This is a genomic window from Actinomadura sp. CNU-125 (genome assembly GCF_001942465.1).
GTDB lineage: Bacteria > Actinomycetota > Actinomycetes > Streptosporangiales > Streptosporangiaceae > Spirillospora.
In genome coordinates this window covers 1-24,965 of the sequence record NZ_MKJY01000027.1, presented here as the reverse complement: position 1 = coordinate 24,965, position 24,965 = coordinate 1, and the positions used below count along the sequence as shown (strand labels likewise).

Below are 24,965 nucleotides of genomic sequence, written 5' to 3'. Positions count from 1 at the left end.
GTTCACGACGGTGTCGTTGGCCTTGGTGCGCGGCTTGGTCGTGCTGCCCGGCCGCAGCGCCGACGGCTCGGGCAGCACGTAGTACGAGGTGTTCACCGGCGAAGCCGGTCGCCCAATGCGCTTCAGTTCGCGTGCTACGGCGGCGGCGTCCGCAGGGCGGTCCTCAGGGGTTTTGGCGAGCAGGGCCAAGACGAGGGCGTCCAAATCCGCAGGGATTTCGGATCGCAGCGCCCGGGGGGAAGGGGCGGGCACAGCCAGGTGCTGGGCGACGATGGCCTGCAGATCGTCACCAGGGAAAACGTGCTGGCCGGTGAGCATATGGAACAGGGTGCAGCCGAGGGCGTAAAGGTCGGCTCGCCCGTCCAGAGGCCTGCCCGCAGCCTGCTCGGGGGCCATATATGCGAAAGTGCCCAATCGGACGCCTGCCGCCGACAATCCCGCCGTTGCGCCCTGCAGTCTGGCGATGCCGAAGTCGCAGATCTTCACGTGTCCGCTGGGCAGCAGCATGAGATTGGCCGGCTTGATATCGCGATGCACCACCCCGGCCGCGTGCGCGGCCGCCAGCCCGTCGGCGGTCTGAGCCCCGTAGTCCAGTACCTGCCCGACGGGAAGGCCACCGGGACGCCGTGCCAGAATCTTGCGCAGGTCCTGCCCGGTCAGCAATTCCAGCACAAGGAAAGGGTGCCCGCGTTCCTCACCGACATCGAAGACCGCAGCGATGGCCGGGTGGGACAGGCGGGCGGCGGCCCGGCCCTCGCGGCGGAACCTGCCCATCGCCTGGACCATTTCGCTCTCATCGCGCCAGTGGGGTAGCAGTACCTTCAACGCGACAGGACGCTCCAGCGACAGGTCAAGCCCGCGCCACACCTCGCCCATGCCGCCGCGCCCCAGCAACGTCTCCAGGCGGTACCGGCCCGCCAACTCCAGTCCCGGCTGCACACTCCCACCCTCGCACCGTTCACCGCTTGCCGCACCCACCAAACCTAGGACATTTCGCCAGCCTCCGGTCACCGCTGCCTTGATTGAGTAAGCCGCCGACAGGTTGGCCGGGGTCGGGACGGCCTCTCGTCGACACCCTTGAATGCAGCGGGCTTCGCAGCCCCACCCAGGGCCGGTCCGAGATGCGCACGCTGCTCGCGAACAGCGATTCTTCTCGTGGCAAGGTTGCGCTGTTCGCGTCGTACGACGCCGTCCCAACGCTTTTGGTGGAGTGATTTATCGGGGGCTGGGTGGGGTTTGTCGGTATGGTGGGACTATGGATTCGGTTGAGTTTTCCCGGGGTGGGGTTTTCGTCAACGGCGTTCGGCTGGTGGATCTTGTTCGCGAGGCTGAGTTGCCCTTTGCGATGCAGGAGGGGCGGGAATGGCCGGAGGATTTTGGCCTCGAGGAAAGTCCTGAGGGGCTGGCTGGGGCCTATGTTGGCCTGATTTCTAGCTATTACTGGCCGAGCCGGCATTTTGTGGGTGAGCCGAAGGACGAGCCGCTGGGGATCAGGGAGGACGGCGAGACCATGTTGCTTGTTTGCTCGGGGTGCAGCATGGCCGAATGTTGGTCGCTTTTGGCTCGGGTCGAAGTCATGGACGGCACTGTTCGGTGGTCGGGGTTCCGTAAATCGCACGGGGATTGGGACCTGTCCGCGGTGGGTCCTTTTGCGTTCTCCCACTCCCAGTACGAGCAAGCCCTTCGATGGTCCGTGATTGCCTGATTCGGCGTCAGTTTTGGGCGGGGTGCGGGTCCAGGCAGGCTCGGGCGATCCGGCGGGACTGCGCGAGGAGGCGGTCGGTCGGGTGGGCGTCGGGGTCGGTGAGGCGGAGGCGGACGAGCTCGTCGGCGAGGGCGTGCAGGACGCGGATGCTCAGGTCGGGGTCGTCCTGATGGCCGGTGATCTTGTGCAGGTGGGAGCGGGTCACGGCGCGGGCGCGGGCCAGGCGCCGGTGCAGTTCGGGCGGGCCGCCCTCGGCGGGCAGCATGAGCATCCGCCAGGTGGCGGGGGCGGCGTCGACGGCTTCCAGGACGCCGGCCAGGCCGGTGGTGAAGGGGTCCTCGCCCGGCGGGACGGGACGGGCGACGGCGTCGCGGAAACCGGCGAAGGCGTGCTCGACCTCGCGGTCGATCAGCGCGACGAGGAGTTTCGGCAGGGTGTCGAACTGCTGGTAGAGGACGGTACGGGTGACGCCGCACTCGGCGGCGACCCGTTCGAAGGTGACCGCGTGGTACCCCTGCTCGACGACGATCCGGCGGGTGACGTCGAGGATCTGCGCGCGTCGCCGGGGACCGCTCAACCGTCGCCGTGTGGTCATGCTCCCCGCCTCTTGCGACGCTAACTTGCGATCTGTAAGTTAGCGCCTCGTTCGGGGGGCGTCCAGAACGGGAGCGAGGGTGCGCGAAGGGCACGGCTTGACGCCCGAAGGGCGGGCGTGGGCGGGTCTGGTCGACGCGCTGCAGGCGGCGGGGCGGCGGCTCGACGAGGACACCGCCGGTTTGAGTGCGGACGAGCGCGCCGACGGCTACCGGGCGCTGCTGCGCGGTCTGCACAATCAGTTGGCCCGGTTCGAGGTCGATCGCGACCGGCCGGAATTGGTTCTGTTCAACGGCTGGCGACAGAAGTTCTTCATGGACAACCCCGACACCCGTTACTGGGTCGCCGACGTGCGGGGAGACCGGCAGTACCGGTTGACCGGCCACATGGGCGATGCCGTCTACGCCTCGGTCACCGCCTACAGCGGGACGGCCGGGGCGGTGACGGCCGTGTCCCGTATCGACGGCGACCGGCTCGCGGTCGATGCGTCCGGCGAGTTCTCCCTGCTCGTCGGAGGGGAACGGCCCGAGACGGGTTCGTGGCTGCGGCTGCCGGAGGGCAACGGGCAGCTGTGGGTGCGCCACTTCCACGATGATGTCGCCGCCGACCGGCACGGATGGTGCGCCATCGAGCCGGTCGCCCCGTCCCCGCCACCGCCCTCGATCGAGGGGGCGCGGTTCCGGCACCGGTTGCAGCGGCTCGCCGAGACCGTGGAGATGATGCCGGTCGTGTTCGCGGGGGTCGACGGGCAGGTCGAGCCCAACACCGTGGACCACTGGGCGGAGATGGCCGACGGTGCCGCCTACACCGAGCCCGGCATCCACTACCAGCGCGGCGCCTGGCGGCTCGAACCCGATCAGGTGCTCGTCGTCGAAGGCGAGACCGTCCCCTGCCGGCACTGGAACGCCCTGCTCTACAGCAGGTACCTGAACTCCCTCGACCACCGGCACCGGACGGTGTCGCGGACGGGCGGCAACGCCACGCTCCGCGACGGCCGCTACCGGCTCATCGTGGCGCCCGGCGACCGGACGTCCCGGTCCCGCCGGGCGGCGACTGGCTCGACACCGAGGGGCGTCCGTCCGGGTTGATCGTGCTGCGCTGGCTGCACGCCGAACGGACGCCGCCGCCGCCGCGCGTCCGCGTCTGCCGGATCGACGAGTTGGGGGCCTGATGTGGAGCCCTCCGCGGCGCACGCCGGAAGCCGAGGCCGTTCATGCCGCGGCCGAAGCCGATCGGGCCGCCCGTCCGGACGCGTACGTCCTGGATCCCGATGCGTCGTCGGTGCGGCGCTGCGCGGCGCCGAGCCGGACGGGCTCGGGGATCCCGCGCAGTGGCGCGAGGGGCTGGACCGGTATCTGGCTTCGGCGCGCGACGACGGGCGTCTCAACGCGGTCGGGGCCCGGATGGTCCGCGGCACGGCCGTCGCCGGTCTGCGGGCCCGCCTGGCGATGAACGGTCTCCCCCGCGTCGATGGGCCGCTCGACCGGCCGCCGATCATTATCACCGGAGGTTGGCGCACGGGAACGACCTTCCTGTACCGGCTTCTGGCGACCGATCCCCGGCTGCGGGCGCCGCTCTCCGCCGAACTGGCCCGGCCGTGGAAGTTCGCCGGGGCTTCGGCACGGCGGCGCGACGAACTCATCGAGGCGGCCTCGGCGGGCAACGACCTGCTGAACCTGCTCAACCCCGCACTGGCGACCGTCCACGACCACGGCCCGCGCCTGCCCGAGGAATGCGTCGTCGCCATGAACTCCGGGTTCCGCAACTGGGGCCTCGGCTCCACCGTCCGCCTCGACGGCTACAGCCGCTGGCTCGCCGATCAGGATTTCACCGGCACTTATCTGGACTACCGGCACGCGCTGTCGACCCTCGACGGCGGCGACGGCCGCCGCTGGGTCCTCAAGGCCCCCGCCCACACCGCCGAACTCCCCGCGCTGGCCGCCGCCTTCCCCGGCGCGACCGTGATCGTCCTGCACCGCGACATCGTCCGGACGGTCACCTCGGGCGCCAGCCTCTTCGCGGTCTTCCGCTCCACCTACAGCGACGACGTCGACCCCGCCGACGTCGGCCGTTTCCTGACGGACCAGACCGAACTGTGGTTCCGCCGCGCCCGCGCCTTCCGGGCCAGCTCCGTGGAGCTCGTCGACATCGCCTACGACGACCTCGTCCGCGATACCCCTGCCGTGCTCCGCCGCGTCTACGGCGCTGCGGGGCTCGATTCGGGCGATCCGGTCGCTCTTACCGACCGCTACCACGCCGCCCACCCGCGCACCGCCAAGGGCGCCCACCACTACACCGCCGACGCGTTCGGTCTCGACGAAGCGGAGCTGCGCGCCCGCCTCGCCCCTTGGACGCGGCCCGGATTCTGACGTCCGCGGCTTCCTTCCAGTCGGTGACGGGCTTGCGAATACCGGGATACGCCGGGCCGGATCTCGGTTGAGAAGTACTCTTGGGCGGTGTTCTCGCCTCAAGGTCCGTCTTTGCGTGAGCTGGCGATCCAAGCGCTGTCCTCGGTGGAGGACGGCTACGACCTGCTGGCCCCGAAGTTCGACCGCACGCCTTTCCGGACGCCCGACGGCATCCTCGACGCGACCGCCGGCGCGCTGCGTCCGCTCGGCCCGTTCGGCCGGGGACTGGACGTGTGCTGCGGCACCGGCGCGGGCGTGCGGGCACTCGAACCCGTGTGCCGGGACGGGATCACGGGCGTCGATTTCAGCGCGGGGATGCTGGCGGAGGCGCGCCGCGCCCGTCCGGACGCCGAATGGGTGCGGGCGGACGTCCGGGCGTTGCGTTTTCGGGAGGAGTTCGACCTCGCGGTCAGTTTCGGGGCGCTCGGGCATTTCCTGCCCGCCGAACGGCCCGCGCTGTTCGGCGGGGTGTACCGGGCGCTGCGTCCCGGTGGGGTCTTCGCGTTTCCCGTCGGCGCACCGCCTCCCGTCGCGTCGGTTCCGTATTGGGCGCTGCTGGGGTTCGACGTGGCCATGCGGGTCCGGAACGTCGTTTGGCGGCCGCCGTTCGTCATGTACTACCGCACCTGCCCGCTGGGCGCGGTGCGCGACGAACTGGCGGCCGCCGGGTTCACGGTGACGACGGTTCCGCTGACGGAGATGGGGCTGCGCGAGGGCGTGCCGCGGTTCCGGCTCGTCCTCGCCAGGAGGGGCGACGGCGGCCGGTGACGTCGCCCCGGTGTCCGAAGGTTATTGCGGCAGTTCGTTCGTCCATTCGGCCGTGGTCGTCGTGCCGCCCATCGACTCCTGCGTCCCGTTGATGTCGGCGTAGCCTTCGGCGTTGATTTCGGACGTCTTCGGGTTCACGATCAGCTTCGTCCCGCCGCCGTCCCCGGCGAAGAGCAGGCTCTTCCCGCCGTCGACGTCGCCCGTGTTCTTGACGTTGGGAAGCGCGGCGAGCGCGCGCAGGGCCGCGGCGCGGACCTTGGGCGGCGCCGGGACCTCGGAGAGCAGGTCCGTCAGGACCAGGAGCGTCAGGGTCTCCTTCGTGATCTCCGGCTTCTCCTTGTAGGCGCCCAGCAGGGTCGACGTCAGCTCGGCCGGGGAGGTCGGCAGCTCGGCGATGTCCGCCATGTCGAGGTCGGTGGCGCGCAGCCCGATGGGGTGCCGTCCGGGAACCTCGGTGATCGGCTTACCTTGGACGCTGGTCCACCGGCGGCCGTCGGCGGTGGTCCAGCTTTCGAAGTAGGCGCCGCCCGGGTCCGCCCGCTTGACGTGCCAGTACTTGCCGGACCGCGCCGGCTGCGCCTCGGCGGCGGTGGCGGCGGCGAGCAGCACCTGCGGGCCCGACATCTGGACGACGGACGTGCCGCCCTCGGACGGCGGAGTCGGCTCGCCGCCCGTGGTGACGATGGCGATCGCGGCGGCCGCCGTCGCGGCCGTCACGCCGATCGCGATGAACGGCCGGCGGGACCGGCGGCGGACCGGCCCGCGCATGGTGTCGCGGAGCTGGCGGCGGCGGCGGTCGACGGTGTCGGCGGACGGTCCGGGCTTGGTCAGCGCGGCCTCGATGATCTTCAGGTCATCCATGGATTGCCTCCCGGTCGATCGTCTGCTGGAACTTCTTGCGGGCCCGGCTGAGCCGGGATCGGACGGTCCCGGCGGCGATGCCGAGCGTCTGGGCCACTTCCTCGTGGCCGAGCTGGCCGATGGCGATGAGCAGGATGACGTCGCGTTCGCCGCGGTTCAGCTTGGTGAGCGCCTTGAGCAGCTCCGGTTGCAGGCGTTGTGCGGCCAGCGAGGTGACGACGCGGCTCTCGTGGCCTTCGACGGACGCGGCCGCGCCCGTCCGGATCAGCGCCTTGTAGTGGCGGGCCTCTTTGCGGCGGTGCCGCTGCATCAGTTTCGTGGCGATGCCGAAAAGCCACGGTCGGAGCCCGCCCCGTTCGGGGTCGAAGCGGTCCCGTTGCGCGAAGGCCACGCAGAACGTCTCGGCGGCGATGTCCTCGCCGGTCTGCACGTCCAGGCGTCCGACCGCGTAGCGGTACACGTCGGGGAAGTAGCGGTCGTAGACGGCGGTGAACTCGTCCGGGTCCCGCCGGAACCGGGCGACGAGTTCGGCGTCCCCGACGCGGTGACCCACGTCGGCGGTCAAGTCGGTGTCTCCATCGTGTGCGCCTCTCTCTGATCGAGACCTTCACCGCACCTTCGCCGAACCTCCGGAATCGTTCCCGTGCCGGGGAAATCGGCCGGTCGCCGTTTCGGAGATCGGCGCCTGGAGATCGAGAACGCCCGAAATCCGGCATGTCCAGCGAAGCGACGACGCGGCTCCTATGATCGACTTCGGCTGCCCTTCGGGAGCCGCCCACGGCGAGAGAGAGCCTGCCCGCATGGAACAGTCCGACAGGATCGACGTTCGGCGGCCCAACGTGGCGCGGATGTACGACTGCTATCTGGGCGGCAAGGACAACTACGCGGCCGACCGCGAGGCGGCGGAGAAGGTGATCGCCGCGACTCCGCAGACGCCGGCGATCGCGCGGGCCAACCGGGCGTTCCTGCGGCGGGCGGTGCGGTACATGGCCGCGGACGCCGGGATCGACCAGTTCATCGACATCGGGTGCGGGCTGCCCACCCAGGGCAACGTGCACCAGGTGGCCCAGGACGTCCGCGGTGACGCCAGGGTCGCGTACGCCGACAACGACCCGGTGGTGCTGGCGCACGCGCGGGCGCTGCTGGCCGACGACCAGAACTCGATCGCCGTCGAGGGCGACCTCGCGCGCCCCGGGGAGTTGCTGGACGATCCGCGGCTGCGGGCGCTGATCGACCTCGACCGTCCGGTGGGGCTGCTGCTGATCTCGGTGGCGCACTGCATATCGGACGACGCCGTGCTCGCGGACGCGATGGCGGCGCTGCGCGCGGCGCTCGCACCCGGCAGCCACGTCGCCCTCTCGCACATCAACCTGCCGCCGTCGTCCGACAAGCGGAGCGTCGCGTTGCAGGGCAACCGGGTCTACGCGGACATGCACGTCAACACGGTGATGACGTTCCGCGATCGCGAGCAGCTGACCGGGCTGCTGGACGGGCTGGACATGCTGGAGCCCGGGCTCGTCGACCTGCCGGACTGGCGTCCGGAACTCGACGCGCCGCATCCGGCGCCGATCCCGCTGCCGGGCGGGCAAGACTACGCGCGCGGGTTCTACCTGTGCGGGGTCGCACGCAAAGGAGACGTCCGATGAAGCTCGATTTCGATCCCTTCGGTGAGGCGCGTCCGGCGGGCACCGCGCACCGGCTGCTGGACGAGCTGCGGGAGCAGTGTCCGGCGGCGCGGAGCGAGTCGCGGAACGGGTTCTGGATGCTGACGCGGTACGAGGACATCGTCGCCGCCTACAAGGACCCCGAGGCCCATTCCAGCCGGGCGATCTCGGTCATCGACCCGAACCCGGCCTACCAGTGGATTCCGGTCATGCTGGATCCGCCGGAGCACACGACGTGGCGCCGGCTGCTGCGCCCGCTGTTCACCCCGGCGCGCGCGGCCGCGATGGAGGGCGCCGTCCGGCGGCAGTGCGTCGCGCTGATCGAGGGGCTGCTGGACGGCGGGTCGTGCGACTTCGTCACCGACTTCGCCCGCCGTTTCCCGACCACGGTGTTCCTCGAATTCATGGGCCTGCCGGTGGAGCGGCTGGAGGAGTTCCTGGAGTGGGAGTACGCGATCCTGCACCCGCCGCCGGACGGGGGCGGGCGCGCCGAGGCGATGGCGAACGTGACGGTCTGCTTCCGGGAGCTGATCGCCGAACGGCGGGCCGACCCGCGGGACGACATCGTCAGTGCGGCGATCGCGTTCGAACCCGACGGACGGCCCGTCACCGACGACGAGCTGCTGCAGCTGTGCACCCTGCTGTTCCTGGCGGGGTTGGACACGGTCGCCGCGCAGCTCTCGTACGCCTTCTGGCACCTCGCCGGCAACGGCGCCGACCGGGCCCGGATCATCGCCGAACCGGAGATCGTCCCCGACGCCGTCGAGGAACTGCTGCGCGCCTACTCGCTGGTACTGCCCGCGCGCAAGCTCACCGGCGACTCCGACGCGCACGGCTGCCCGATGCGGGAGGGCGACATGCTGATGCTGCCGCTCATGATGGCCAACCGCGACCCCCGCGTGTTCGACGATCCCGAGACCGTCGACTTCGACCGGCCGGACAACCGGCACATCGCCTTCGGCGCGGGCCCGCACCGCTGCCTCGGCTCCCACCTGGCCCGGCTGGAGATGCGCATCGCGCTGGAGGAATGGCACCGCCGCATCCCGGACTACCGGGTGCCCGACGGGGCGCGGCCGATGGAGCACGCCAGCCTCGTCCTGGGCCTCGACACGCTGCCGCTCGCCTGGTGACCGGCCCGGCGTCCCCGGTGACCGTTCCGGGGGCGCCTGAAACCCTTCCGGACGGTTGACCGGATCGATCAGGAATCGAGAAGCGCCGGTCGAACGGGCGCGCCTAGCCTCGTCGGCATGGACATCACCATTCACACCAGCTTCCTGCCGCACGACGACCCGGACGAGTCCGTGGCCTTCTACCGCGACGTCCTCGGCTTCGAGGTCCGCCAGGACGTCGGGCAGGGCAAGATGCGCTGGATCACGGTCGGGCCGGTGGACCAGCCGAGCACGTCCATCCTGCTGGCGCCCCCGGCCGCCGATCCGGGGATCACCGACGACGAGCGCCGCATGATCTCCGAGATGATGGCCAAGGGCACCTACGGCTGGATCCTGCTGGCCACCCGGAACCTCGACGCCGTCTTCGAGCAGGTCCAGGCCGCCGACGCCGAGGTCGTCCAGGAACCGACCGAGCAGCCGTACGGCATCCGCGACTGCGCCTTCCGCGACCCCGCGGGCAACCACGTCCGGATCCAGGAACTCCGCTGATGTGCCGGCCCTCGTGGGGGCGCGCACGCGCGCAGGCGCAGCGGCTGGACGAGCTCGCGCTGCTGCGCCGCGTCCGTGACCGGATCGACCGGGAGTACGCGCGGCCGCTGGACGTCGAGGCGCTCGCGCGCGGCGTCCGGATGTCGCCGGGGCACCTGATCCGCCGGTTCCGGGCGGCCTACGGCGACTCGCCGCACGGCTACCTGCTGACGCGGCGGATCGAGCGGGCGAGACGGCGCTGCTGCGCCGCCGCGACCTGACCGTCGCCGAGGTCTGCCGCGCGGTCGACGCGCCGCCCGCGCCCAGCGGCGCGCGGCGCCGGTCGCCGCGCGCGGCTGATCGCCCCATTCTTTGCCGCGGGAGCCCGAATGAGCGCGGCCCTGCCGGGTACGGCTTGCCTGAAATATTGGCATATCACCTGGTCAGGGAGGGGTTCTCATGACTGGGACGATGCGGGCTCCCCGCAGCCGGGGCATGCTCAGCGGACTCCTGCTGGTACTGCTGGCGCTCTGGGGCGGGCTCATTCCGTTCATCGGGCCTTACTTCAGCTTCGGCTTCGGGTCGGGCGACGCCTGGGTGTACAGCACCGACCGGCTGGTGCTGTCGATCCTTCCGGCGATCGCCGTCGGTATCGGCGGGCTGATCCTGATGATCAGCGCGAACCGTCCGGTCGCCTGTTCGGCGGCTGGCTGGCGGCGCTGGGCGCCCTGTGGTTCATCGTCGGCAACACGGTCGGGCAGCTGTGGAATTCGAGCATCGGGCAGGCCCTCGGCGGCGAGGCGCGCCGGGTCACCGAGCAGCTGACGTTCTTCGAGGGACTCGGCGCCGTCATGCTGCTGCTGTCGGCGCTGGCGCTGGGCCGCTTCCTGGTGGTCGGCGTTCGCGAGGCCCGGCGGGCCGAGCGCGAGCGGCGCCCGGTCGACGACCGCGGCGGACGTCCGATCGACGACCGCGGCGGGCGGCCCGCCGACGATCGCGAGGGGCCGGACTACACGGCGGTTCCGGCGCAGCACAAGCGCGGCCACTTCCACCTCGGCAGGCAGAAGGCGGGAGCCGGTGGCGGAAGGGAGCGGCACCCCAGGCACTGAGCGCGGTACCGAGCGCGGCGCCGAACGGCGCACCGAACACCGCCGACGGCCGGGGCGCGACCTCCGGCCTCGGCGTTCGGAGTCCGGCGGCTACGATCGAACGCGAGTGAGTTCGTGGAGGTCGGACAGATGACATCGCCGCGCAGGATCGGCGCGCCGGACGCCAAGAACCGGGCGTCCCTGCTGGAGGCGGCGGAGCTCCTCATGCTGGAGGAGGGGTACGCGGCGGTGACGTCGCGCCGTGTCGCGGCGCGGGCGGGGCTGAAGCCGCAGCTCGTCCACTACTACTTCCGCACGATGGACGAGCTGTTCCTGGAGGCGTTCCGGCGGCGCGCCGACGAGGGGGTGGACGCCCTCGCGGCGGCGCTCGCCGCCCCGCAGCCGCTGCGGGCGCTGTGGGCGTTCAGCACCGATCCGGCCGCGACCGCGCTGACGATGGAGTACGTCGCGCTCGCCAACCACCGCAAGGGCCTGCGGGACGAGATCGCCCGCTACGCCGTCCGGCTACGGGAGATGCAGGACGAGGCGGTCGAGCGGCTCGCGGAGAAGTACGAGTTCGACGTCGCGGAGTTCCCGCCCGCCTTCCTCTCGGTGCTGCTGACCAGCCTGTCGCGGGTGGTCAGCATGGAAAGGTCGCTGGGCATGTCCACCGGCCACGAGGCGACCACCGAGGTCGTCGAGCGGTTCCTGCAGCGCTTCGAGGGCGACCCGCTGACCTGACGATCAGTCGAGGACGAGGCGCGGGCGCGCGTCGCCGCCGTGCTCCCGCTGGCGGCGGACGAGGTAGGTACCGGGCGCGCAGCCGCTCGCGCCGTGTTCGGGGTGCATGAGGTAGGCGACGGCGGACGTCTCGAACACGCAGACGCTCAGGTACGCGGGATCGTGGACGTGCGACGTCCAGCGGCAGGTGCCCGGTTCGGCGACGAGCGAGTGCGTGTTCCCGCCCGCGACGCCGCGCAGCAGTTCGACGCCGTCGGGCGGCACGTCCCGCCAGACCGCGCGCTCCCGAACGTGGACGGACGGCGCGATCACGGACAGCGGGACGACGATCAGGTCGCCCTGCGCCTGCGAGCCGTCGATGACGGGAACGGAGAACGGCGCGGCGGCCTGCGGCACTTCGGACGATTTCATGTGATCACCTTCAGGTTCGGCGGGCGAGGGCGGCGTACTGGTCGGCGGACAGGCCGTAGGTCCATCCGGCGGCGGCGACGGGGTCGGTGAGGCGGCGCGGGACGGTGAGCCCGTAGCGGCGGCGCGTCCCGTCGCGTTCGGGCGAGCCGTTGACGGCCAGCAGGACGCACGCGTCCCGGCCCGTGTCGTAGAGCCGCAGCTCGTGCCCGGGGTTGCCGGGGTCGGGCGCGACGCCGAGCAGCGTCATGCCGACGGCGTCGATATGGGCGGGCCAGCCGATGCGTTCCATCCCGCACCGCCTGACCTCGACGTTCCGCTCGTTCTCGATGCGCCGCACGTCCGGGTCGTCGATCACCCAGGACGGGACGCGCGTGCCGTGCCACGCGTGCACCGTCCAGCCGTCGCGGTACCGGACGGCCGGGCCGTCCGCGCCGTGCAGCCGCACCTCGCCGTGGTCACCGGCGGGTTCGGTGCGGATCTCGGCGGGACGTTCGGACACGACGCAGACGTCGCGGCGGGGCCACCAGGGCCCGCAACTGCGGGCGAGCGTCGTCCACGGGGCGAGCCGGCGGTCCAGTTCGGGGGTGGCGGCGGTCGAGGTCAGGCGGCGCAGGGCGTCGAAGCGCGCCACCCAGGAGACGCACTGCGTGTCCCGCCAGAACCGGCCGCCGAAGCCCGTCGGGTCGTCGGCCGCACGTAGGGCAGTCAGCAGCGTGGCGGTACGGGTTCGCCGCACCGGTTCGACGATGTCCCACCGCAGGTACGACTCCACGGACGACTCCGGGATGTCGATGCGCATGCCGACGCGTCCGAACAGCTCCACCGCCAGCCGGTGGAAGGCGAGCGGCAGCGGCCAGGCGGACGGACGGTCGGGCGGCTCGTCGCGGCGCGGCCGATGCCCCGGCGGAACGGTCATGACGGCCGTGACCGGGGAGGGAACCCAGTGGAAGCGCGGCGGATCGAGGCCGATCAGCCGGTACAGCTCGGAGATGGCCGCTTCGGCGGCCGGTCGGTCGGCGGGCTCGGTGCACAGCACCCGGGCGAGCCATTCGTCGCGGATTTCGGCGGCCGCGTGCCGCGCTATGGCGCTCACCGCGTCGGGGCGGTGCGCCCCCTTCCATCGATCATGCCCGGATGGTGGCAGATCGGCGCGCCCGATGTCCAGGGGGATCCGGCGGCGAAGTCAACGCTGGGGCGGCTGCTGCGGTTGCTGCGGCTGGGGCTGCTGCGGCGGCTGGGGCTGCTGGTGCATCGGCATGCCGGGCGGCGCCTGCTGCGGGCCGGGGACGTGGCCGGGGGGCTGCTGCGGCCAGCCGCCCGGGGGCACCTGCGGCATGGGGGCACGGGTGCCGGACGCCATCTGGAAGCCGAGGCCGATGAGGACGAACGCCAGTCCGGCGACGATGAAGTTCAGGCAGGTCGCGAGCTGGATCTGGATCTCGGCCTTGTCGCCGTCGGGTTCGTCCACCTTGGCGCCGACGATGACGGTGCCGAACACGGCGAAGGCGATGAGGAGGACCCCGACGCCCGCGCAGATCACGAAAAGGGGGCTGATCTTCTTTCCCGGCATTCCCGAACAATAGCGACGCGACCTCCCGACCGCCCGTCAGGACGCCTGTTTCGGACGGCCCGAATCGCCGATCGTCGCCTCGGATTCGGCCACGCGCAGGACGGCACGTCCTCCCCGGTCAGAGCGATACGGACATGTCCGGAATGTTCAATCGGAGTTTGCAAGCGCGCGCTGCGGGGATGCGGCGCCCATGCGTCGACCTCATCGTCTGATACTGGACAACACCTTCCTTTTGCTGGCCGAGGGGTACGCGTGGTTGCCCAGCCTCTTCCGCAGTACCGACCGGCAAGTCGTCCGTACCCGGTTGCTAGGGAAACCCACGGTCGCGCTACGCGGACCGGACGCCGTCCGGTTCTTTTACGACGACGACCACGTGAGCCGACGCACCGCCCTACCGGAACCCATCCTCAGCACCCTGTTCGGTCATGGGGGCGTCCAGACGCTCGACGGGCACGCGCACCGGGTCCGTAAGGAGCTGTTCGTGTCGCTCCTGGAGGACCCGGAGGGCGTCGAAGGGCTCGTCGCGCACGTCCGGGCGGCGTGGGACGAGCTGGTGCGGTCCTGGGAGGACAGGTCGCGCGCCGTCGTGTTCGACGAGGCGAGCCGGGTGCTCGCGCGGGGCGTGTGCCGGTGGGCGGGCCTGCCGCTCAACGACGCCGACGCGGCCACCTCGCCCGCGACGTGACCGCCATGGTCGACGGGTTCGCCACGCCCGGCCCCCGGCACTGGCGGGCGCGGGCGGCCCGGCGGCGGCAGGAGGCGTGGGTCGCGGGCCTGGTCAGCGAGGCGCGGGCGCGCTCGTCCGGGGACGGCGGCGGCCCGCCCGCACGGTCGGCGATCGCCGTGGTCGCCGGGTTCCGGGACGCCGACGGGCGGCCCCTCGACCCCCGCACGGCCGCGATCGAGCTGCTGAACATCGTCCGTCCGACGGTCGCGGTCGCGTGGTTCGTCACGTTCGCGGCGCACGCACTGCACCGCTGGCCCGAGCATCGGGAGCCCCTGGCGTCCGGGGACGACGCGTACGCGACGGCCTTCGCGCACGAGGTGCGGCGGTTCTATCCGTTCGCCCCGTTCGTCGGCGGCGCCGCCGTCCGGACGATGCGCTGGCGCGGCGAGCGGATCCCCGGCGGGGCGCTCGTCCTGCTCGACCTGTTCGGGCAGAACCACGACCCCGGCCTGTGGGACGAGCCGTACCGCTTCGACCCCGCGCGGTTCGCCGGCGCGGAGATCGACCCGGACGTCCTCGTGCCGCAGGGCGGCGGCGACCCGCGCACCGGCCACCGCTGCCCCGGCGAGACGATCACCGTCGAACTGCTCAAGTGCCTCGCCGTCCGGCTCGCGCGGCTGCGGTACCACGTGCCGCCGCAGGACCTCGCCGTCCCGCTGCGGCGCGTCCCGACCCGGCCGCGCAGCGGGTTCGTCATCGCGGGGGTGCACACGGCCCCGGCCACGCGCGGAACGGGCGCTCACCGTGCGTCATGAACAACTGTTTGACCTGCGAAATCTAGGTTAGAAGGGGTGAAAGCTCTCCAATTCCGAAGGGGGAAGTCATGGCGGAACGGAGAGAGAACTCGGCGAGAGAGACCTCGGCGTCCGCGGCCCCGGGGGGCCGGGACCTCGAACAGGAGGAGTACGGCACCTGGGAGAACCGGACGCGGGTGTTCCTGCAGCCGGTCGCCGCGCCGTCGATCCTCGGCCTGTTCGGGTTCGCGGGCGCGACCATGATGGTCGGCGCGTGGCAGGCGGACTGGTACGGGAACCCGACCACGCCGCTGGTACTGGCCCCGTTCGTCCTCATGTTCGGCGGGCTCGCGCAGTTCCTGGCGGGAATGTGGTCGTACCGGGCGCAGGACGGCCTGGCCACGGCCATGCACGGCATGTGGGGCGCGTTCTGGCTGGCCTGGGGGCTGATGTGGCTCCTGATCGCCGCGGGCGTCTTCCCCGTCGCGCTGGCTCCCGCCTTCGGCGAGTCCAACGCGGCGTTCGGGTTCTGGTTCGTCCCGCTGGCGGTCATCACCGGGTTCGGCGCGCTGGCCGCGACGGGCCGGAACATGATGCTGACGCTGCTGCTGGCGGCGCTGGCCGTCGGCGCGGGATTCACCGCCGCGGGGTTCTTCGCGGGATCGACCTGGCCGCTGCGCATCGGCGGCTGGCTGTTCGTGGTGTCCGCGGCGATCGCGGTCTACACGGCGGCGGCGATGATGATGGAGAACACCTTCGGCCGGACCGTCATGCCCCTGTTCAAGACCCGCCGGGGCAAGTACGTGCCGGAGGGCCGCGGGCCGTCCAGGCCGCTCGAGTACCGGTACGGCCAGCCCGGCGTCAAGATCGGGCAGTGATCCGGCCGGCCGACCGACTCCATGCCGCTCCCCGCGGCATGGGGTCCACTTATGCACCACCTGTCCGGTTTACCGACCCGCTCCCTTATCCTGGGCCGAACATGACCCACGACGCCCAGGGGGAGCGGGGATGTCAACCACGGTTCGGCGGGCATGGCGCCGGGTTCACCGGGCGTACCTGCACGCCTGCGCGCGGGACGACGCGGCGGGCCGCGGCGTCCAGGTGCCGAGCGGTGTCTGGGTCTGCGAACGCTGCGAGGAAGCGCTGCTCGAACTGGCATCCTTCAAGGAGCACCTCCGCGTCGTCCACCCGGTCTGACCCGCGGACGCCGCGGACGCGCGCCGCTCGCGCGAACCGCGCACGCGATGATCGTCGGAGCGCCTCTCCCATCGGGACGGCGGTCTGTGGCAGGATTCGATCACGATTTCACTGTCATTCTCATCATTTTTTGAGACTCATCGCATAGAACCGGATACATGCTCCTCACACGTCGAAGGTTCCTGGTGTTGGGCGGCGCCGTCGGGCTCACCGGCGGAGCGGCACTGGTCAGCGGTACGGCGAGCCTGCGCGGGGCCGAGAGCCCCGCCACCGCCGCCCAGACCGGCCCGTACGTGACCATGCCCGAGCTGCGTCCCCCGCAGATGAGCGCGCGGCGCGGCGGCGTCCCCGAGGACGGGCTGCTGTTCGTCGGACCGTTCCACGGCACCGCGCAGGCCGACGGGCTGATCGTCGACGACGCGGGCGAGCCCGTCTGGATGCGGCCGTCGAAGCAGACGATCACCGACCTGCGGGTGCAGACGTTCGAGGGGCGGCCCGTCCTGACGTTCTGGGAGGGCGAGCGCCGCACCGGCGGCTACGGCTGGGGCCGCGGCGTCGTCCTCGACAGCGACTACCGGCAGATCGCCGAAGTGCGCGCGGTCGGCGAGAACCTCCACGTCGACCTGCACGAGTTCCGGCTCACCGACCGGGGCACCGCGCTGATCATCGCGTACCCGATCGTCCGCGCCGACCTGCGCGCCATCGGCGGGCCGCGGGACGGGCACGTGTTCGACAACCGCGTCCAGGAGATCGACGTCCGGACCGGCGAGGTGCTCCTCGACTGGAGCGCCCTCGCGCACATCGACGTCGCCGAGACCGTCAGCCCCCTCGCCGACAACGCCGACGGGACGGACGGCAAGCCGTTCGACCCCGTCCACGTCAACTCGGTCGAACCCGACGGCGACGCGCTCCTGCTCTCCGCCCGCAACACCAGCGCCCTCTACCGGATCGACCGCGGGACCGGGAAGATCCGGTGGCGGCTCGGCGGCACGCGCGGCGACTTCGAACTCGGCGAGGGCGTCGCCTTCAAGTGGCAGCACGACGCCCGCCGCCGCCCCGACGGGACGATCACCCTGTTCGACAACGCGATCACCGAGGCCGAGACCGGCGCGTCCCGCGGCCTCCGCCTCAAGGTCGACGAACGCGCCAAGCGCGCCGACCTCGTGTGGGAGTACTCGGACGACGTCACGTACGGCCATTACATGGCGAACATGCAGATCCTCCCGGGCGGCAACGTCCTGCTCGGCTACGGCTCCACCGCCTCCGTCATCGAGTACACCCCGGGCGGCGACGTCGTCTACGAACTCAATACGGGCTCGTCGTCCTACCGCGCCTACCGCAACACGTGGTCGGCCCGGCCGTCCGATCCCCCGCTGGTCGCGTCCCGTCCCACCTCGGCGGGCATGCGCCTGTACGCGAGCTGGAACGGCGCCACGGACGTCGCGGCCTGGCGGTTCCTCACCGGCCCGTCCGCGTCCCGGCTGTCGGCCGCGACGACCGTCCGGCGGTCCGGCTTCGAGACGTCCGCGCAGGTCAAGCGGGCCGCGACCGCCGTCGCCGTCGCACTGGACGGCAGCGGCGCCGAACTGTCCCGGTCGGCCCCGCTGAACACGGCGAACGCGAACGCGTCCGTCTGATCGTCAGTCGATGAGGCCGCCCATCCCGCGGCCCAGCAGGACGACGCCGATGACCAGGAGCAACACCGACGTCACCGCGGCGTGGTTGCGTTCCAGCCACGCCCGCGGACCGTCCAGCACCGCCGTCCCGGTGTTCGCGAAGTACACGGCCACCGGAACGGCGACGGTGCAGACCGCGACGACGACGAACACCGCCACGGCCACGACCTGCAGCCCGACCCCGAGTTCCCCCTCGGACACGGTGATGGCCGCCGCGACGCACATCAGCAGAGCCTCGGGGCCCATCGACAGCCGCGCCCCCAGCATCGCCGCCCGACGCGGTTCCAGCCGGTCGACGGTCTGCATCCAGCCCGGCAGGCTCCCGCCGCGTCCCGTCCACTGCCTGACCGCCAGGACCAGGGCCAGGACGCCCAGCAGCAGCACGATCAGCGACACCGGCGTCTTCGGCTCGCCCGCCGCGCCGTTCATCCCGATCCCGTTGGCGATCAGCACCAGCACGGTCGTCGCCACGACGATGCCGGCGACCCACCCGCCCAGGAAGGCCGGACCGGACGCGCGGGCGCGGGGCCCCCGGAGCATCAGCAGCACCGCGACGACCGCGACCGGACCGATCGCGACCACGACCGCGAGCGGCAGCACCCTCCCGATGACCTCGCCCATGAGGCCTCCGTGCCCGGCATCCGGCCGATGACATGGGTCGAAGTGCCAAATTTCGCCGAAAAGAGGACCAAGCCCGTACCGATCACGGTTTGTCGGTCACCACTGGACGGAACACCCGCTGGACGGCCGTGACCGCACGATCTACCGGGGGTACCGAATGAGTGACCTGATCGCCGTCGCCTACGACGACCTGCCGACCGCCGAGCAGGCGCGCGACCGGCTCGTCCGGCTCCAGCGGGAGCACGTCGTCGAGCTGGCCGACATCGCCGTCGTCGAACGCAAGGGGGACGGCAAGATCAAACTGCACCAGGCGCACAACCTCACCGCCGGAGGCGCGCTCGGGGGCGCCGCGTGGGGCGGCCTCATCGGCCTGCTCTTCTTCGTGCCGCTGCTCGGCATGGCGATCGGCAGCGCGACCGGCGCCGCCATCGGCGCCGCGACCGACGCCGGGGTCGACGACGACTTCATGCGCGAACTCGGGCAGCAACTCGCCCCCGGCAACGCCGCGCTGTTCGTCCTCGTCGACAAGCGCAATCCCGACAAGGTCGTGCCCGAACTCGCACCGCTGGGCGGGCGGCTCCTCCGGACGTCCCTGTCCGACGAGGAGGAGCGGCACCTGCGCGACGCGGTCGAGACCGCCCGCACCCACCAGCCCGCCTGACGCGGGCCCCGCACCGACCGGACGGGCCGTGGCACGGCCCGTCCGGTCGGTGCGGCGTCGGCGCGCGGAGGCCGTCGGCGGGCAGGGCGACCGGCGGCGTTCACTGGCCGGTGAAGCCCTTCGCCTGGCCGTTGAGTGCGCGGAGGCGGTCCATCTCGCGGCGGTCGCGCTTGGTGGGACGGCCCGCGCCGCGCTCGCGGCGGGCGATCGGCATGAAAGCCTCGCGGGGCGGCGGGGGCGGGCTCTTGTCGATCAGGCATTCGGCCGCGACCGGAGCGCCCACGCGCTTACGAATGGTCTTCTGCACGACGACGATGCGCTCGCGGCCCTCGTGCCGGAGCCGGATCTCGTCGCCCGGCTTCACCGCGGTCGCCGCCTTCGCACGCTCGTCGTTCACGCGGACGTGCCCGGCCTTGCAGGCCGCCGTCGCCTGCGAGCGCGTCTTGATCAACCGCACGGACCAGAGCCAGAGGTCGATCCGCACCGACCCGTCTTCTGCCATGCCGCCGACTCTAGCCAAGGGCCCTCGCCGGTGGTCACCCCTTTTTCCGGGGGTCGCACGGCCTCCGGGCGCCAGGGCGCCCTCCGTCCGCGCCGGCAAGGAACGCCCCGCCCGGCCGGGCCGGCCGGTTGGGTGCGGCCGGCCCGGGGTGCGGGTCAGTGGTGGTGGGGGCGTGTGCGGAGGCCGTAGCCGTAGGGGAACAGGGGGTCGTAGTCGCGGTCGCCGATGTTGATCGGCTCCTGGGCTTCGCTGCGCGGCCAGGAGACCGGGAGCTTGCCGGTGAAGGGGCGGCGGCCGAACAGGACGTCGGCGACGCCCGCGCCCTCGCTGCCGGGCAGCCAGGACATGACGAACGCGTCCGTCTTCGGGAGGACGTCCGTCACGATCTGCGGGCGGCCCGCGACGTCCAGGACGACGCAGGTTTCGACGGCGGCGCAGACCTTCTCGACGTTCGCCGTGTCGGTGGCGGAGAGGGCGAGCGTGTGGCCGTTGCCGACGTCGCCGACGCCTTCGGCGTACGGGGTCTCGCCGACCACGACGACGCCCGCGTCGGCGCCGTCCGTCGGCGCGGACGCGTCGGCGCTGTAGGTGACGTCGTCGGCGTACTGTTCGATGCCCTCAAGGATCGTGGTGCCGGGGATGATGTCGCCGGACTGCCCCTGCCAGGTGACGGTCCACCCGCCGGCCTGGTTGCCGATGTCGTCGGCGTTCACCCCGGCGACGTAGATGTCGTCGCGGCGGTCCAGCGGCAGCGCCCGGTCGTCGTTCTTCAGCAGGACCTGCGACTCGGCGACGGCCTCGCGGGCGACGGCCCGGTGCTCGCGGGAGCCGATCTCGGACGCGTTCGAACGGTCGGTGTACGGACGTTCGAAGAGCCCGAGCTCGAACTTCGCGGTGAGGATGCGGCCCACGGCGTCGTCGATGCGCGACATCGGGACGCGTCCGGCCTCGACCTCGGCGATCAGCGTCGTCACGAACCGCGGCGCGCTGTTCGGCTCCATGAACATGTCGACGCCCGCGTTGACGGCCGTGCGGACCTGCGTCGGGTAGTCGCCGGGGATCTGGTGGATCGCTTCCCAGTCGCTGATCAGGAAGCCCTCGAACCCGATGTCGCCCTTGAGGACGTCGGTGAGCAGTTCCTTGTGCGCGTGCATCTTGAGCGGGTTGCCGACGCCGTCCTCGGTCCAGTCGACGCTGGAGAAGGACGGCATGATGCTGCCGACGTCGTACTTCTTGATCGCGCGAATGTACGGGACCAGGTTCGTCTTCCAGAACGACTTCCGGTCGGTGACCGTGACGCCCTGGTCGATCGTGTACGTACCGGAGGTCGACGACCCGAACTTCGTGTCGCCGTCGCCCGCGTAGTGCTTGACGGTCGCGAGGACGTGCTCGGGGTCGTCGAGGTCGCGGGACGGGCGGCGGCCCTGGAAGCCCTCGACGGCGGTGGTCATGCGGGTGACGAGCCGCGGGTCCTCGCCGAAGCTCTCGTAGGTGCGTCCCCAGCGGACGTCGCGGGACACGCAGACGCACGGCGCGAACGTCCACTGCGGGCCGGTCGCGCGCGTCTCCGCGGCGGTGATCTCGGCGGCCCGGCGGACGAGCCGGGGGTCGCGGGTGGCGCCGAGCCCGATGTTGTGCGGGAAGACGGTGGCGCCGACCAGGTTGTTGTGGCCGTGCACCGAGTCGACGCCGTAGAGCAGCGGGATCTTCAGGCGGGTGCCGAGGGCTTCGGCCTGGAAGCCGTCGACCATGTCGGCCCAGCCGTCGGGGGTGTTGTCGGCGGGGGTCGAGCCGCCGCCGGAGAGCACCGAGCCGAGCCCGAGCCGGCCGATCACGGCTGGGTCGCCGACGACGGCGCCGCGTTCGGCCTGCGTCATCTGGCCGACCTTCTCGGCGAGGGTCATGCGGCCGAGCAGGTCGTCGACGCGCTCGTCGATGGGGAGGCGCGGATTGAGGTAGGGGGCGGCCGGTTCGGCCGCGGCGGCGGGCGCGCCGCGACGGCGGACGGCAGGGCCGCCGTGACCGCCAGCGCGATCATGATCCGCCCGATCCGGGTGGCGGGTCCGAGGGGGTGTCGCAAGTCGTCCCTCCGTGGGTCGCTTCCTCGACGCCGCGCGGCCCGGGCGGACCGCGCGGCCGGCGACCGGGGGGGCACGGCACGCCCGGACGGCCGTGCACCCCTCACCGGCTCTGCGTCACCGCGAAAGTCCCCCGGCGGAGATCATCTGTCAAGAAGGGGGCCCCGGACGGCGTGGCCACACCCGGCCGCGGACGACGGCGAGCCCGTGTCCGGCCGGGTCGGGCACGGGCTCTTCGGCGGAGGGGTCAGGTCTTCTTGCGGCCGCCGCCCGCGGCCTTCTCCTCCTCGCGGGTGACCTCGACGCGCTCCTTGCGCAGCTCGCTGCGGACGGTCTGCTCGTCCGCCACCCGCTCGGTGCGGATCCGCACCCGCTCGACCGGCACGGCCTCCTTGGTCACGACGGGCCGCTCCTCGTAGAGGACGATCTCCCGGTCGTCCTCGGTGATCGTCACGCGGGTGCCCGGCTGCACGTCGCCGATCGCCTCCCGGTCGATCTTGATCTCGTCGTGCGAGCACGGCACCGTCCGCTCCACCATCTCGGTCTCGATCCACTTGCGCACCCGGACGCGCCCGGCTTCGTGCCGCTCGGTGCCGACGTGGATCCGCTCCTCGCACCGGACGATCTCGGTCAGCGGCTCCTCGGTCCCCTCGGCGCGGGCGTCCGTGCGGGCGTCCGTGCGGGCGTCCGTGCGGGCGTCCGTGCGCGTGCGCTGCTCGGGCATCGTCCGTCCGGTCTGCGCGTCGGGGGCCGTCTGCCCGGCCTGCCCGGTCTGCTTGGTCCGGTCGGGACGGACGGCCATGCCCGCGGCCCCCGCCGCTCCGGCGTGCCCGCGGCGCCCGCGGTCCCGGTCGTCCCGGACGGCCCGCGGGCGCGGCGCGTCCTTCGGACCGGCCCTCGGCGGGCGTCTCGGGGCGGCTCTTCTCACCGGTCTCACCGGTCTCGCCGCCGGTGCGGCCCGTGGCCGGGGGACGTACGCCGTAGTGCCGGTACAGGTCGACGATCTGGGCGTGCGACAGGTGCTCGTCGGCGTCGACGTTCGGGGCGCCCTTGATGGTCTCCTTGTCGTAGGGCACCCGCAGCATGTCCGCGTCCTTGCGCGAACCCGTCAGCGGGACGAAGCTCTCCCGCATCCCGAACCAGCCGGTGTGCACGGTGATCCACTCCGGGCTGCCGGAGTCGTCGTTGAGGTAGACCTGCTTGATCGTGCCGACCTTGGTCCCGTTGGTGTCGGAGACGCTCATGCCCATGAGCTCCCGCACCTGTGTCTGTGCCTGCACGTTGAACACCTCTTTTTCGTGACCGCGTCGCGGCGATCTGGGTCGGGCGCCGGCGCCGGACCCCGGTGCCCCTTCGTTGTGGTTGATACGGAGTTGCCGGATTCCATGGGGAAGTAACCGATCAGAGGGGGAATAAACATGTTTGCATAACTCTAAGGGAGTATCTACCAGATTATTACACGCCGCTCACCTGCCTTAACTACATAGAGTCACGGAAGTTTTCGCGTCACAAATAAGGACGAATAGCCATTAATCGATGGCCGCACAATGCCAACTGAAGATCATTTTATGAAGCCGCAGTTTCCCTTTTCACGTGTCGCGCAACACTGTCGACGGGAGCGCCCGGTGATCGAGGCGCGAGGACGCCTGCGACACATCGGAGAGCTGCTATGGACGACTTCTCACCCGTCTCTCGTCCGCGTCCGGACGCGACGCGCCGCACGAACCGTCGGCGCGGGCGCGTGCGCGTGCGGATCGCGGGGGTCCTCGGCCTCGCCGGGCTGGTCGGCCTGACCGGCACCGCCGCCACGACCCCCGGCGAAGGGGCCGGGGTCGGGGCCGGAGTCGGCGCCGGGATCGGCGCCGGGGTCGGCGCCGGGATCGGGGCCGCCGTCCCGCCCGCCTGGTGCGCCGAGCAGGGCCCCCTCGCCGCCCGGACGATGCCGCGCACCATCGACATCGCCGAGTGCGACCTGCGCGGGCGCGTCGTGCTCGGCGCGGACGGCCTCACCGCGGTCGTCCCCCGGGACGGCACGTCGGTGACCGCGCACTCGCTGCGCACCGACGGCGCCGCCGAGCTGCGGATCGAGGTCGACGACCGGGCCCGGCAGATCGTCATCCGCACCGGCAGCGTGCAGGCCGCGCAGGAGCCGTCGCGCAGGTCCCGGGCACCGCTGAACGCGTGCCGGGACGGCATGTTCCGCACCCAGTCGAGCAAGTGGCCGAAGGGCGCGACCGTCCGGTGGCGGTACCACGCGGGCGGGACCGGACGGTCGAACGGCGCCGTCGCCGAGGGCGTCTCCAACATCGTGAACGCCTACACCGACTGCCGCAGCGACCGGCAGTTCAACCCGCTCCCGAACGTGAGCGCGAGCTACGCCGGGCAGACCTCGCGCCCGCCGAACGTGACGGACGCGGCGGCGTGCGGGCGGCGGGACGGCACCAACACGTTCGGCTGGCTCGCGATGGGCGGGGCCGAGCGGAACGTCCTCGCCGCGACGTGCACGTGGTTCTCCGGGCCGACCACGGTCGAGACGGACATGGCGCTGCAGGCGCAGGGCCAGTCCTGGTGGTCCGGCGGGGGCTCCTGCCCGGCGGGCGCGTACGCCACGGAGGCGGTCGCGACGCACGAGGCCGGGCACGTCTTCGGCCTCTCGCACGTCCCGGGCGCCTCGCACTCGGAGCTGACGATGTCGCCGAGCGTCGCGACGTGCGACAACGGACCGTCCACGCTCGGCAAGGGCGACTACGACGGGCTGATCGCGCTCTACGGCGCCCGCTGAACCGGCCGGACGGACGGGCCCGGACCGGTCCCGGACCGGGATCGTGCCCGGACCGGGATCGGGCCGGACCGGTCCCGGGCCCGGCTTCGTCAGCTCTTGGGCGCGAGGCGTCCGACGACGATGAGGCGGCGCGTGTCCGTCCCCTTCGGGTGGCAGGTGATCAGCGTGACGTACGCGCCGTCCGGCGGACTCCACGGCTCGTACGGGACGGGCTCCAGGGCCGACCGGTCGTCGGGCATCGTGACGCGCTTGTCCGTCACCCGGTAGGTGTAGGTCTTGCCGGACGCCCGCAGCTCGACCGCGTCGCCGCGCTTCAGCTTGTCGAGGTCGAGGAACGGGTGCAGGTGGGTGGTGCGGTGCCCGAGCAGCACGGTGTTGCCCCGCTCGCCGATCCGCGCCGTGCCCGGGTAGTGCCCGACGCCGCGCTGCAGCACCTGCTCCGACACGCCTTCGAGCACCTTCGCCCGCACCGAGATCCGGTCGATGGCGATGCTCCCGAGCCGCGCCCCGGCCCGCGCACGGCTCGCCGGGTCCGCCGGG

General features: G+C 71.9%; 28 protein-coding genes and 2 pseudogenes. 16 read left to right on the top strand and 14 right to left on the bottom strand.

Features of this window, described 5'->3' with window-relative positions; all coding sequences use genetic code 11:
• Window positions 1-939: serine/threonine-protein kinase (locus BJF79_RS04265; protein ID WP_143219694.1), on the bottom strand; the 939-nt coding region annotated here is incomplete at its 3' end.
• A gap of 316 nt (window positions 940-1,255) precedes the next feature.
• Here BJF79_RS04265 and BJF79_RS04260 point away from each other — a divergent pair.
• Window positions 1,256-1,705 carry a hypothetical protein gene (locus BJF79_RS04260; protein ID WP_075895066.1) on the top strand — a complete coding sequence of 150 codons (450 nt, stop codon included), beginning with the start codon at window positions 1,256-1,258 and terminating at the stop codon, window positions 1,703-1,705.
• Between the two features lie 7 nt (window positions 1,706-1,712).
• Here the strand turns inward: BJF79_RS04260 and BJF79_RS04255 are convergent, their stop codons facing one another.
• Window positions 1,713-2,300, bottom strand: coding sequence for a TetR/AcrR family transcriptional regulator (locus BJF79_RS04255; RefSeq protein WP_262401516.1), 588 nt, complete (start codon window positions 2,298-2,300; stop codon window positions 1,713-1,715).
• A 97-nt stretch (window positions 2,301-2,397) separates the two neighbouring features.
• Here BJF79_RS04255 and BJF79_RS04250 point away from each other — a divergent pair, with 97 nt between their 5' ends.
• The 3 genes from BJF79_RS04250 to BJF79_RS04240 all read left to right on the top strand — a co-directional run bounded on the left by BJF79_RS04250 (window position 2,398) and on the right by BJF79_RS04240 (window position 5,475).
• Window positions 2,398-3,387 (top strand): hypothetical protein, encoded by a 990-nt coding sequence (locus BJF79_RS04250; protein ID WP_262401515.1) that lies wholly within the window; start codon window positions 2,398-2,400, stop codon window positions 3,385-3,387.
• A gap of 84 nt (window positions 3,388-3,471) precedes the next feature.
• Window positions 3,472-4,668, top strand: coding sequence for a sulfotransferase family protein (locus tag BJF79_RS04245; RefSeq protein ID WP_262401514.1), 1,197 nt, complete (start codon window positions 3,472-3,474; stop codon window positions 4,666-4,668).
• 111 nt (window positions 4,669-4,779) lie between these two features.
• Window positions 4,780-5,475, top strand: a complete 696-nt coding sequence (locus tag BJF79_RS04240) for a class I SAM-dependent DNA methyltransferase (protein WP_262401513.1) — start codon at window positions 4,780-4,782, stop codon at window positions 5,473-5,475.
• Window positions 5,476-5,496: 21 nt separating this feature from the next.
• Here BJF79_RS04240 and BJF79_RS04235 read toward each other — a convergent pair whose 3' ends face one another.
• Window positions 5,497-6,336: a CU044_5270 family protein gene (locus tag BJF79_RS04235; RefSeq protein ID WP_075895061.1), complete on the bottom strand. Its 840-nt coding sequence runs from the start codon at window positions 6,334-6,336 to the stop codon at window positions 5,497-5,499.
• Window positions 6,329-6,901, bottom strand: coding sequence for an RNA polymerase sigma factor (locus tag BJF79_RS04230; RefSeq protein ID WP_083733156.1), 573 nt, complete (start codon window positions 6,899-6,901; stop codon window positions 6,329-6,331). Before BJF79_RS04230 ends, BJF79_RS04235 begins: the two co-directional genes overlap by 8 nt.
• A gap of 235 nt (window positions 6,902-7,136) precedes the next feature.
• On the opposite strand from BJF79_RS04230, the gene BJF79_RS04225 reads away from it, so the two are divergent.
• From BJF79_RS04225 to BJF79_RS66485, 4 genes and pseudogenes are all read left to right on the top strand, one after another.
• Window positions 7,137-7,982: an SAM-dependent methyltransferase gene (locus tag BJF79_RS04225; protein WP_075895070.1), complete on the top strand. Its 846-nt coding sequence runs from the start codon at window positions 7,137-7,139 to the stop codon at window positions 7,980-7,982.
• Window positions 7,979-9,130, top strand: a complete 1,152-nt coding sequence (locus tag BJF79_RS04220) for a cytochrome P450 (protein ID WP_075895060.1) — start codon at window positions 7,979-7,981, stop codon at window positions 9,128-9,130. The genes BJF79_RS04225 and BJF79_RS04220 overlap by 4 nt, the downstream gene beginning before the upstream one ends.
• A gap of 117 nt (window positions 9,131-9,247) precedes the next feature.
• Complete coding sequence (locus tag BJF79_RS04215; RefSeq protein WP_075895059.1) at window positions 9,248-9,658, top strand: VOC family protein; 411 nt, start codon at window positions 9,248-9,250, stop codon at window positions 9,656-9,658.
• A pseudogene (locus BJF79_RS66485) lies at window positions 9,658-10,100 on the top strand (helix-turn-helix domain-containing protein). The gene BJF79_RS04215 and the pseudogene BJF79_RS66485 overlap by 1 nt, the downstream one beginning before the upstream one ends.
• 97 nt (window positions 10,101-10,197) lie before the next feature.
• On the opposite strand, the gene BJF79_RS58420 reads toward BJF79_RS66485, so the two are convergent.
• Window positions 10,198-10,743, bottom strand: coding sequence for a hypothetical protein (locus BJF79_RS58420; RefSeq protein ID WP_262401512.1), 546 nt, complete (start codon window positions 10,741-10,743; stop codon window positions 10,198-10,200).
• 132 nt (window positions 10,744-10,875) lie between these two features.
• Between BJF79_RS58420 and BJF79_RS04200 the strand changes: the two genes are divergently transcribed.
• Window positions 10,876-11,466, top strand: coding sequence for a TetR/AcrR family transcriptional regulator (locus tag BJF79_RS04200; RefSeq protein WP_075895068.1), 591 nt, complete (start codon window positions 10,876-10,878; stop codon window positions 11,464-11,466).
• Window positions 11,467-11,469: 3 nt separating this feature from the next.
• Here BJF79_RS04200 and BJF79_RS04195 read toward each other — a convergent pair whose 3' ends face one another.
• The 3 genes from BJF79_RS04195 to BJF79_RS55085 all read right to left on the bottom strand — a co-directional run bounded on the left by BJF79_RS04195 (window position 11,470) and on the right by BJF79_RS55085 (window position 13,447).
• A complete protein-coding gene (locus BJF79_RS04195) occupies window positions 11,470-11,877 on the bottom strand; it encodes a hypothetical protein (RefSeq protein ID WP_075895057.1) in 408 nt (135 codons plus the stop codon).
• A gap of 10 nt (window positions 11,878-11,887) precedes the next feature.
• Window positions 11,888-12,970: a DUF6745 domain-containing protein gene (locus BJF79_RS04190; RefSeq protein ID WP_262401511.1), complete on the bottom strand. Its 1,083-nt coding sequence runs from the start codon at window positions 12,968-12,970 to the stop codon at window positions 11,888-11,890.
• Between the two features lie 90 nt (window positions 12,971-13,060).
• A complete protein-coding gene (locus tag BJF79_RS55085; protein ID WP_075895055.1) occupies window positions 13,061-13,447 on the bottom strand; it encodes a hypothetical protein in 387 nt (128 codons plus the stop codon).
• Window positions 13,448-13,820: 373 nt separating this feature from the next.
• Between BJF79_RS55085 and BJF79_RS58415 the strand changes: the two genes are divergently transcribed.
• The 5 genes from BJF79_RS58415 (at window position 13,821) to BJF79_RS04165 (ending at window position 17,742) form a co-directional block, all read left to right on the top strand.
• Window positions 13,821-14,132: a hypothetical protein gene (locus tag BJF79_RS58415; RefSeq protein ID WP_262401510.1), complete on the top strand. Its 312-nt coding sequence runs from the start codon at window positions 13,821-13,823 to the stop codon at window positions 14,130-14,132.
• A 5-nt stretch (window positions 14,133-14,137) separates the two neighbouring features.
• On the top strand, window positions 14,138-14,929 hold the full coding sequence (locus BJF79_RS58410) for a cytochrome P450 (RefSeq protein ID WP_262401509.1): 792 nt from the start codon (window positions 14,138-14,140) through the stop codon (window positions 14,927-14,929).
• A 68-nt stretch (window positions 14,930-14,997) separates the two neighbouring features.
• Window positions 14,998-15,786 carry an acetate uptake transporter gene (locus BJF79_RS04175; protein WP_075895054.1) on the top strand — a complete coding sequence of 263 codons (789 nt, stop codon included), beginning with the start codon at window positions 14,998-15,000 and terminating at the stop codon, window positions 15,784-15,786.
• A gap of 130 nt (window positions 15,787-15,916) precedes the next feature.
• Window positions 15,917-16,105 carry a hypothetical protein gene (locus BJF79_RS04170; RefSeq protein WP_075895053.1) on the top strand — a complete coding sequence of 63 codons (189 nt, stop codon included), beginning with the start codon at window positions 15,917-15,919 and terminating at the stop codon, window positions 16,103-16,105.
• 188 nt (window positions 16,106-16,293) lie between these two features.
• Window positions 16,294-17,742 carry an arylsulfotransferase family protein gene (locus tag BJF79_RS04165; RefSeq protein ID WP_158079085.1) on the top strand — a complete coding sequence of 483 codons (1,449 nt, stop codon included), beginning with the start codon at window positions 16,294-16,296 and terminating at the stop codon, window positions 17,740-17,742.
• Between the two features lie 3 nt (window positions 17,743-17,745).
• On the opposite strand, the gene BJF79_RS04160 is transcribed toward BJF79_RS04165, so the two are convergent.
• Window positions 17,746-18,402 carry a GAP family protein gene (locus BJF79_RS04160; protein ID WP_075895051.1) on the bottom strand — a complete coding sequence of 219 codons (657 nt, stop codon included), beginning with the start codon at window positions 18,400-18,402 and terminating at the stop codon, window positions 17,746-17,748.
• Between the two features lie 157 nt (window positions 18,403-18,559).
• Here BJF79_RS04160 and BJF79_RS04155 point away from each other — a divergent pair, with 157 nt between their 5' ends.
• On the top strand, window positions 18,560-19,063 hold the full coding sequence (locus BJF79_RS04155) for a DUF1269 domain-containing protein (protein WP_075895050.1): 504 nt from the start codon (window positions 18,560-18,562) through the stop codon (window positions 19,061-19,063).
• Between the two features lie 100 nt (window positions 19,064-19,163).
• Here BJF79_RS04155 and BJF79_RS04150 read toward each other — a convergent pair whose 3' ends face one another.
• From BJF79_RS04150 to BJF79_RS58405, 4 genes and pseudogenes are all read right to left on the bottom strand, one after another.
• Window positions 19,164-19,565 (bottom strand): RNA-binding S4 domain-containing protein, encoded by a 402-nt coding sequence (locus BJF79_RS04150; protein ID WP_075895049.1) that lies wholly within the window; start codon window positions 19,563-19,565, stop codon window positions 19,164-19,166.
• Between the two features lie 155 nt (window positions 19,566-19,720).
• Entirely contained in the window at window positions 19,721-21,469 is a 1,749-nt protein-coding gene (locus BJF79_RS04145) for a glycoside hydrolase family 3 protein (RefSeq protein ID WP_083733155.1), read from the bottom strand.
• Between the two features lie 421 nt (window positions 21,470-21,890).
• Window positions 21,891-22,571, bottom strand: coding sequence for a YsnF/AvaK domain-containing protein (locus BJF79_RS04140; protein WP_143219691.1), 681 nt, complete (start codon window positions 22,569-22,571; stop codon window positions 21,891-21,893).
• Between the two features lie 139 nt (window positions 22,572-22,710).
• Window positions 22,711-22,893 (bottom strand): annotated as a pseudogene (locus BJF79_RS58405) (PRC-barrel domain-containing protein); the annotation flags it as partial.
• A gap of 419 nt (window positions 22,894-23,312) precedes the next feature.
• Between BJF79_RS58405 and BJF79_RS04135 the strand changes: the two are divergent.
• Window positions 23,313-24,425 (top strand): matrixin family metalloprotease, encoded by a 1,113-nt coding sequence (locus BJF79_RS04135; protein ID WP_075895048.1) that lies wholly within the window; start codon window positions 23,313-23,315, stop codon window positions 24,423-24,425.
• Window positions 24,426-24,514: 89 nt separating this feature from the next.
• On the opposite strand, the gene BJF79_RS04130 is transcribed toward BJF79_RS04135, so the two are convergent.
• Window positions 24,515-24,965 (bottom strand): class E sortase (locus BJF79_RS04130; protein ID WP_075895047.1); only part of this gene is annotated, 451 nt, incomplete at its 5' end.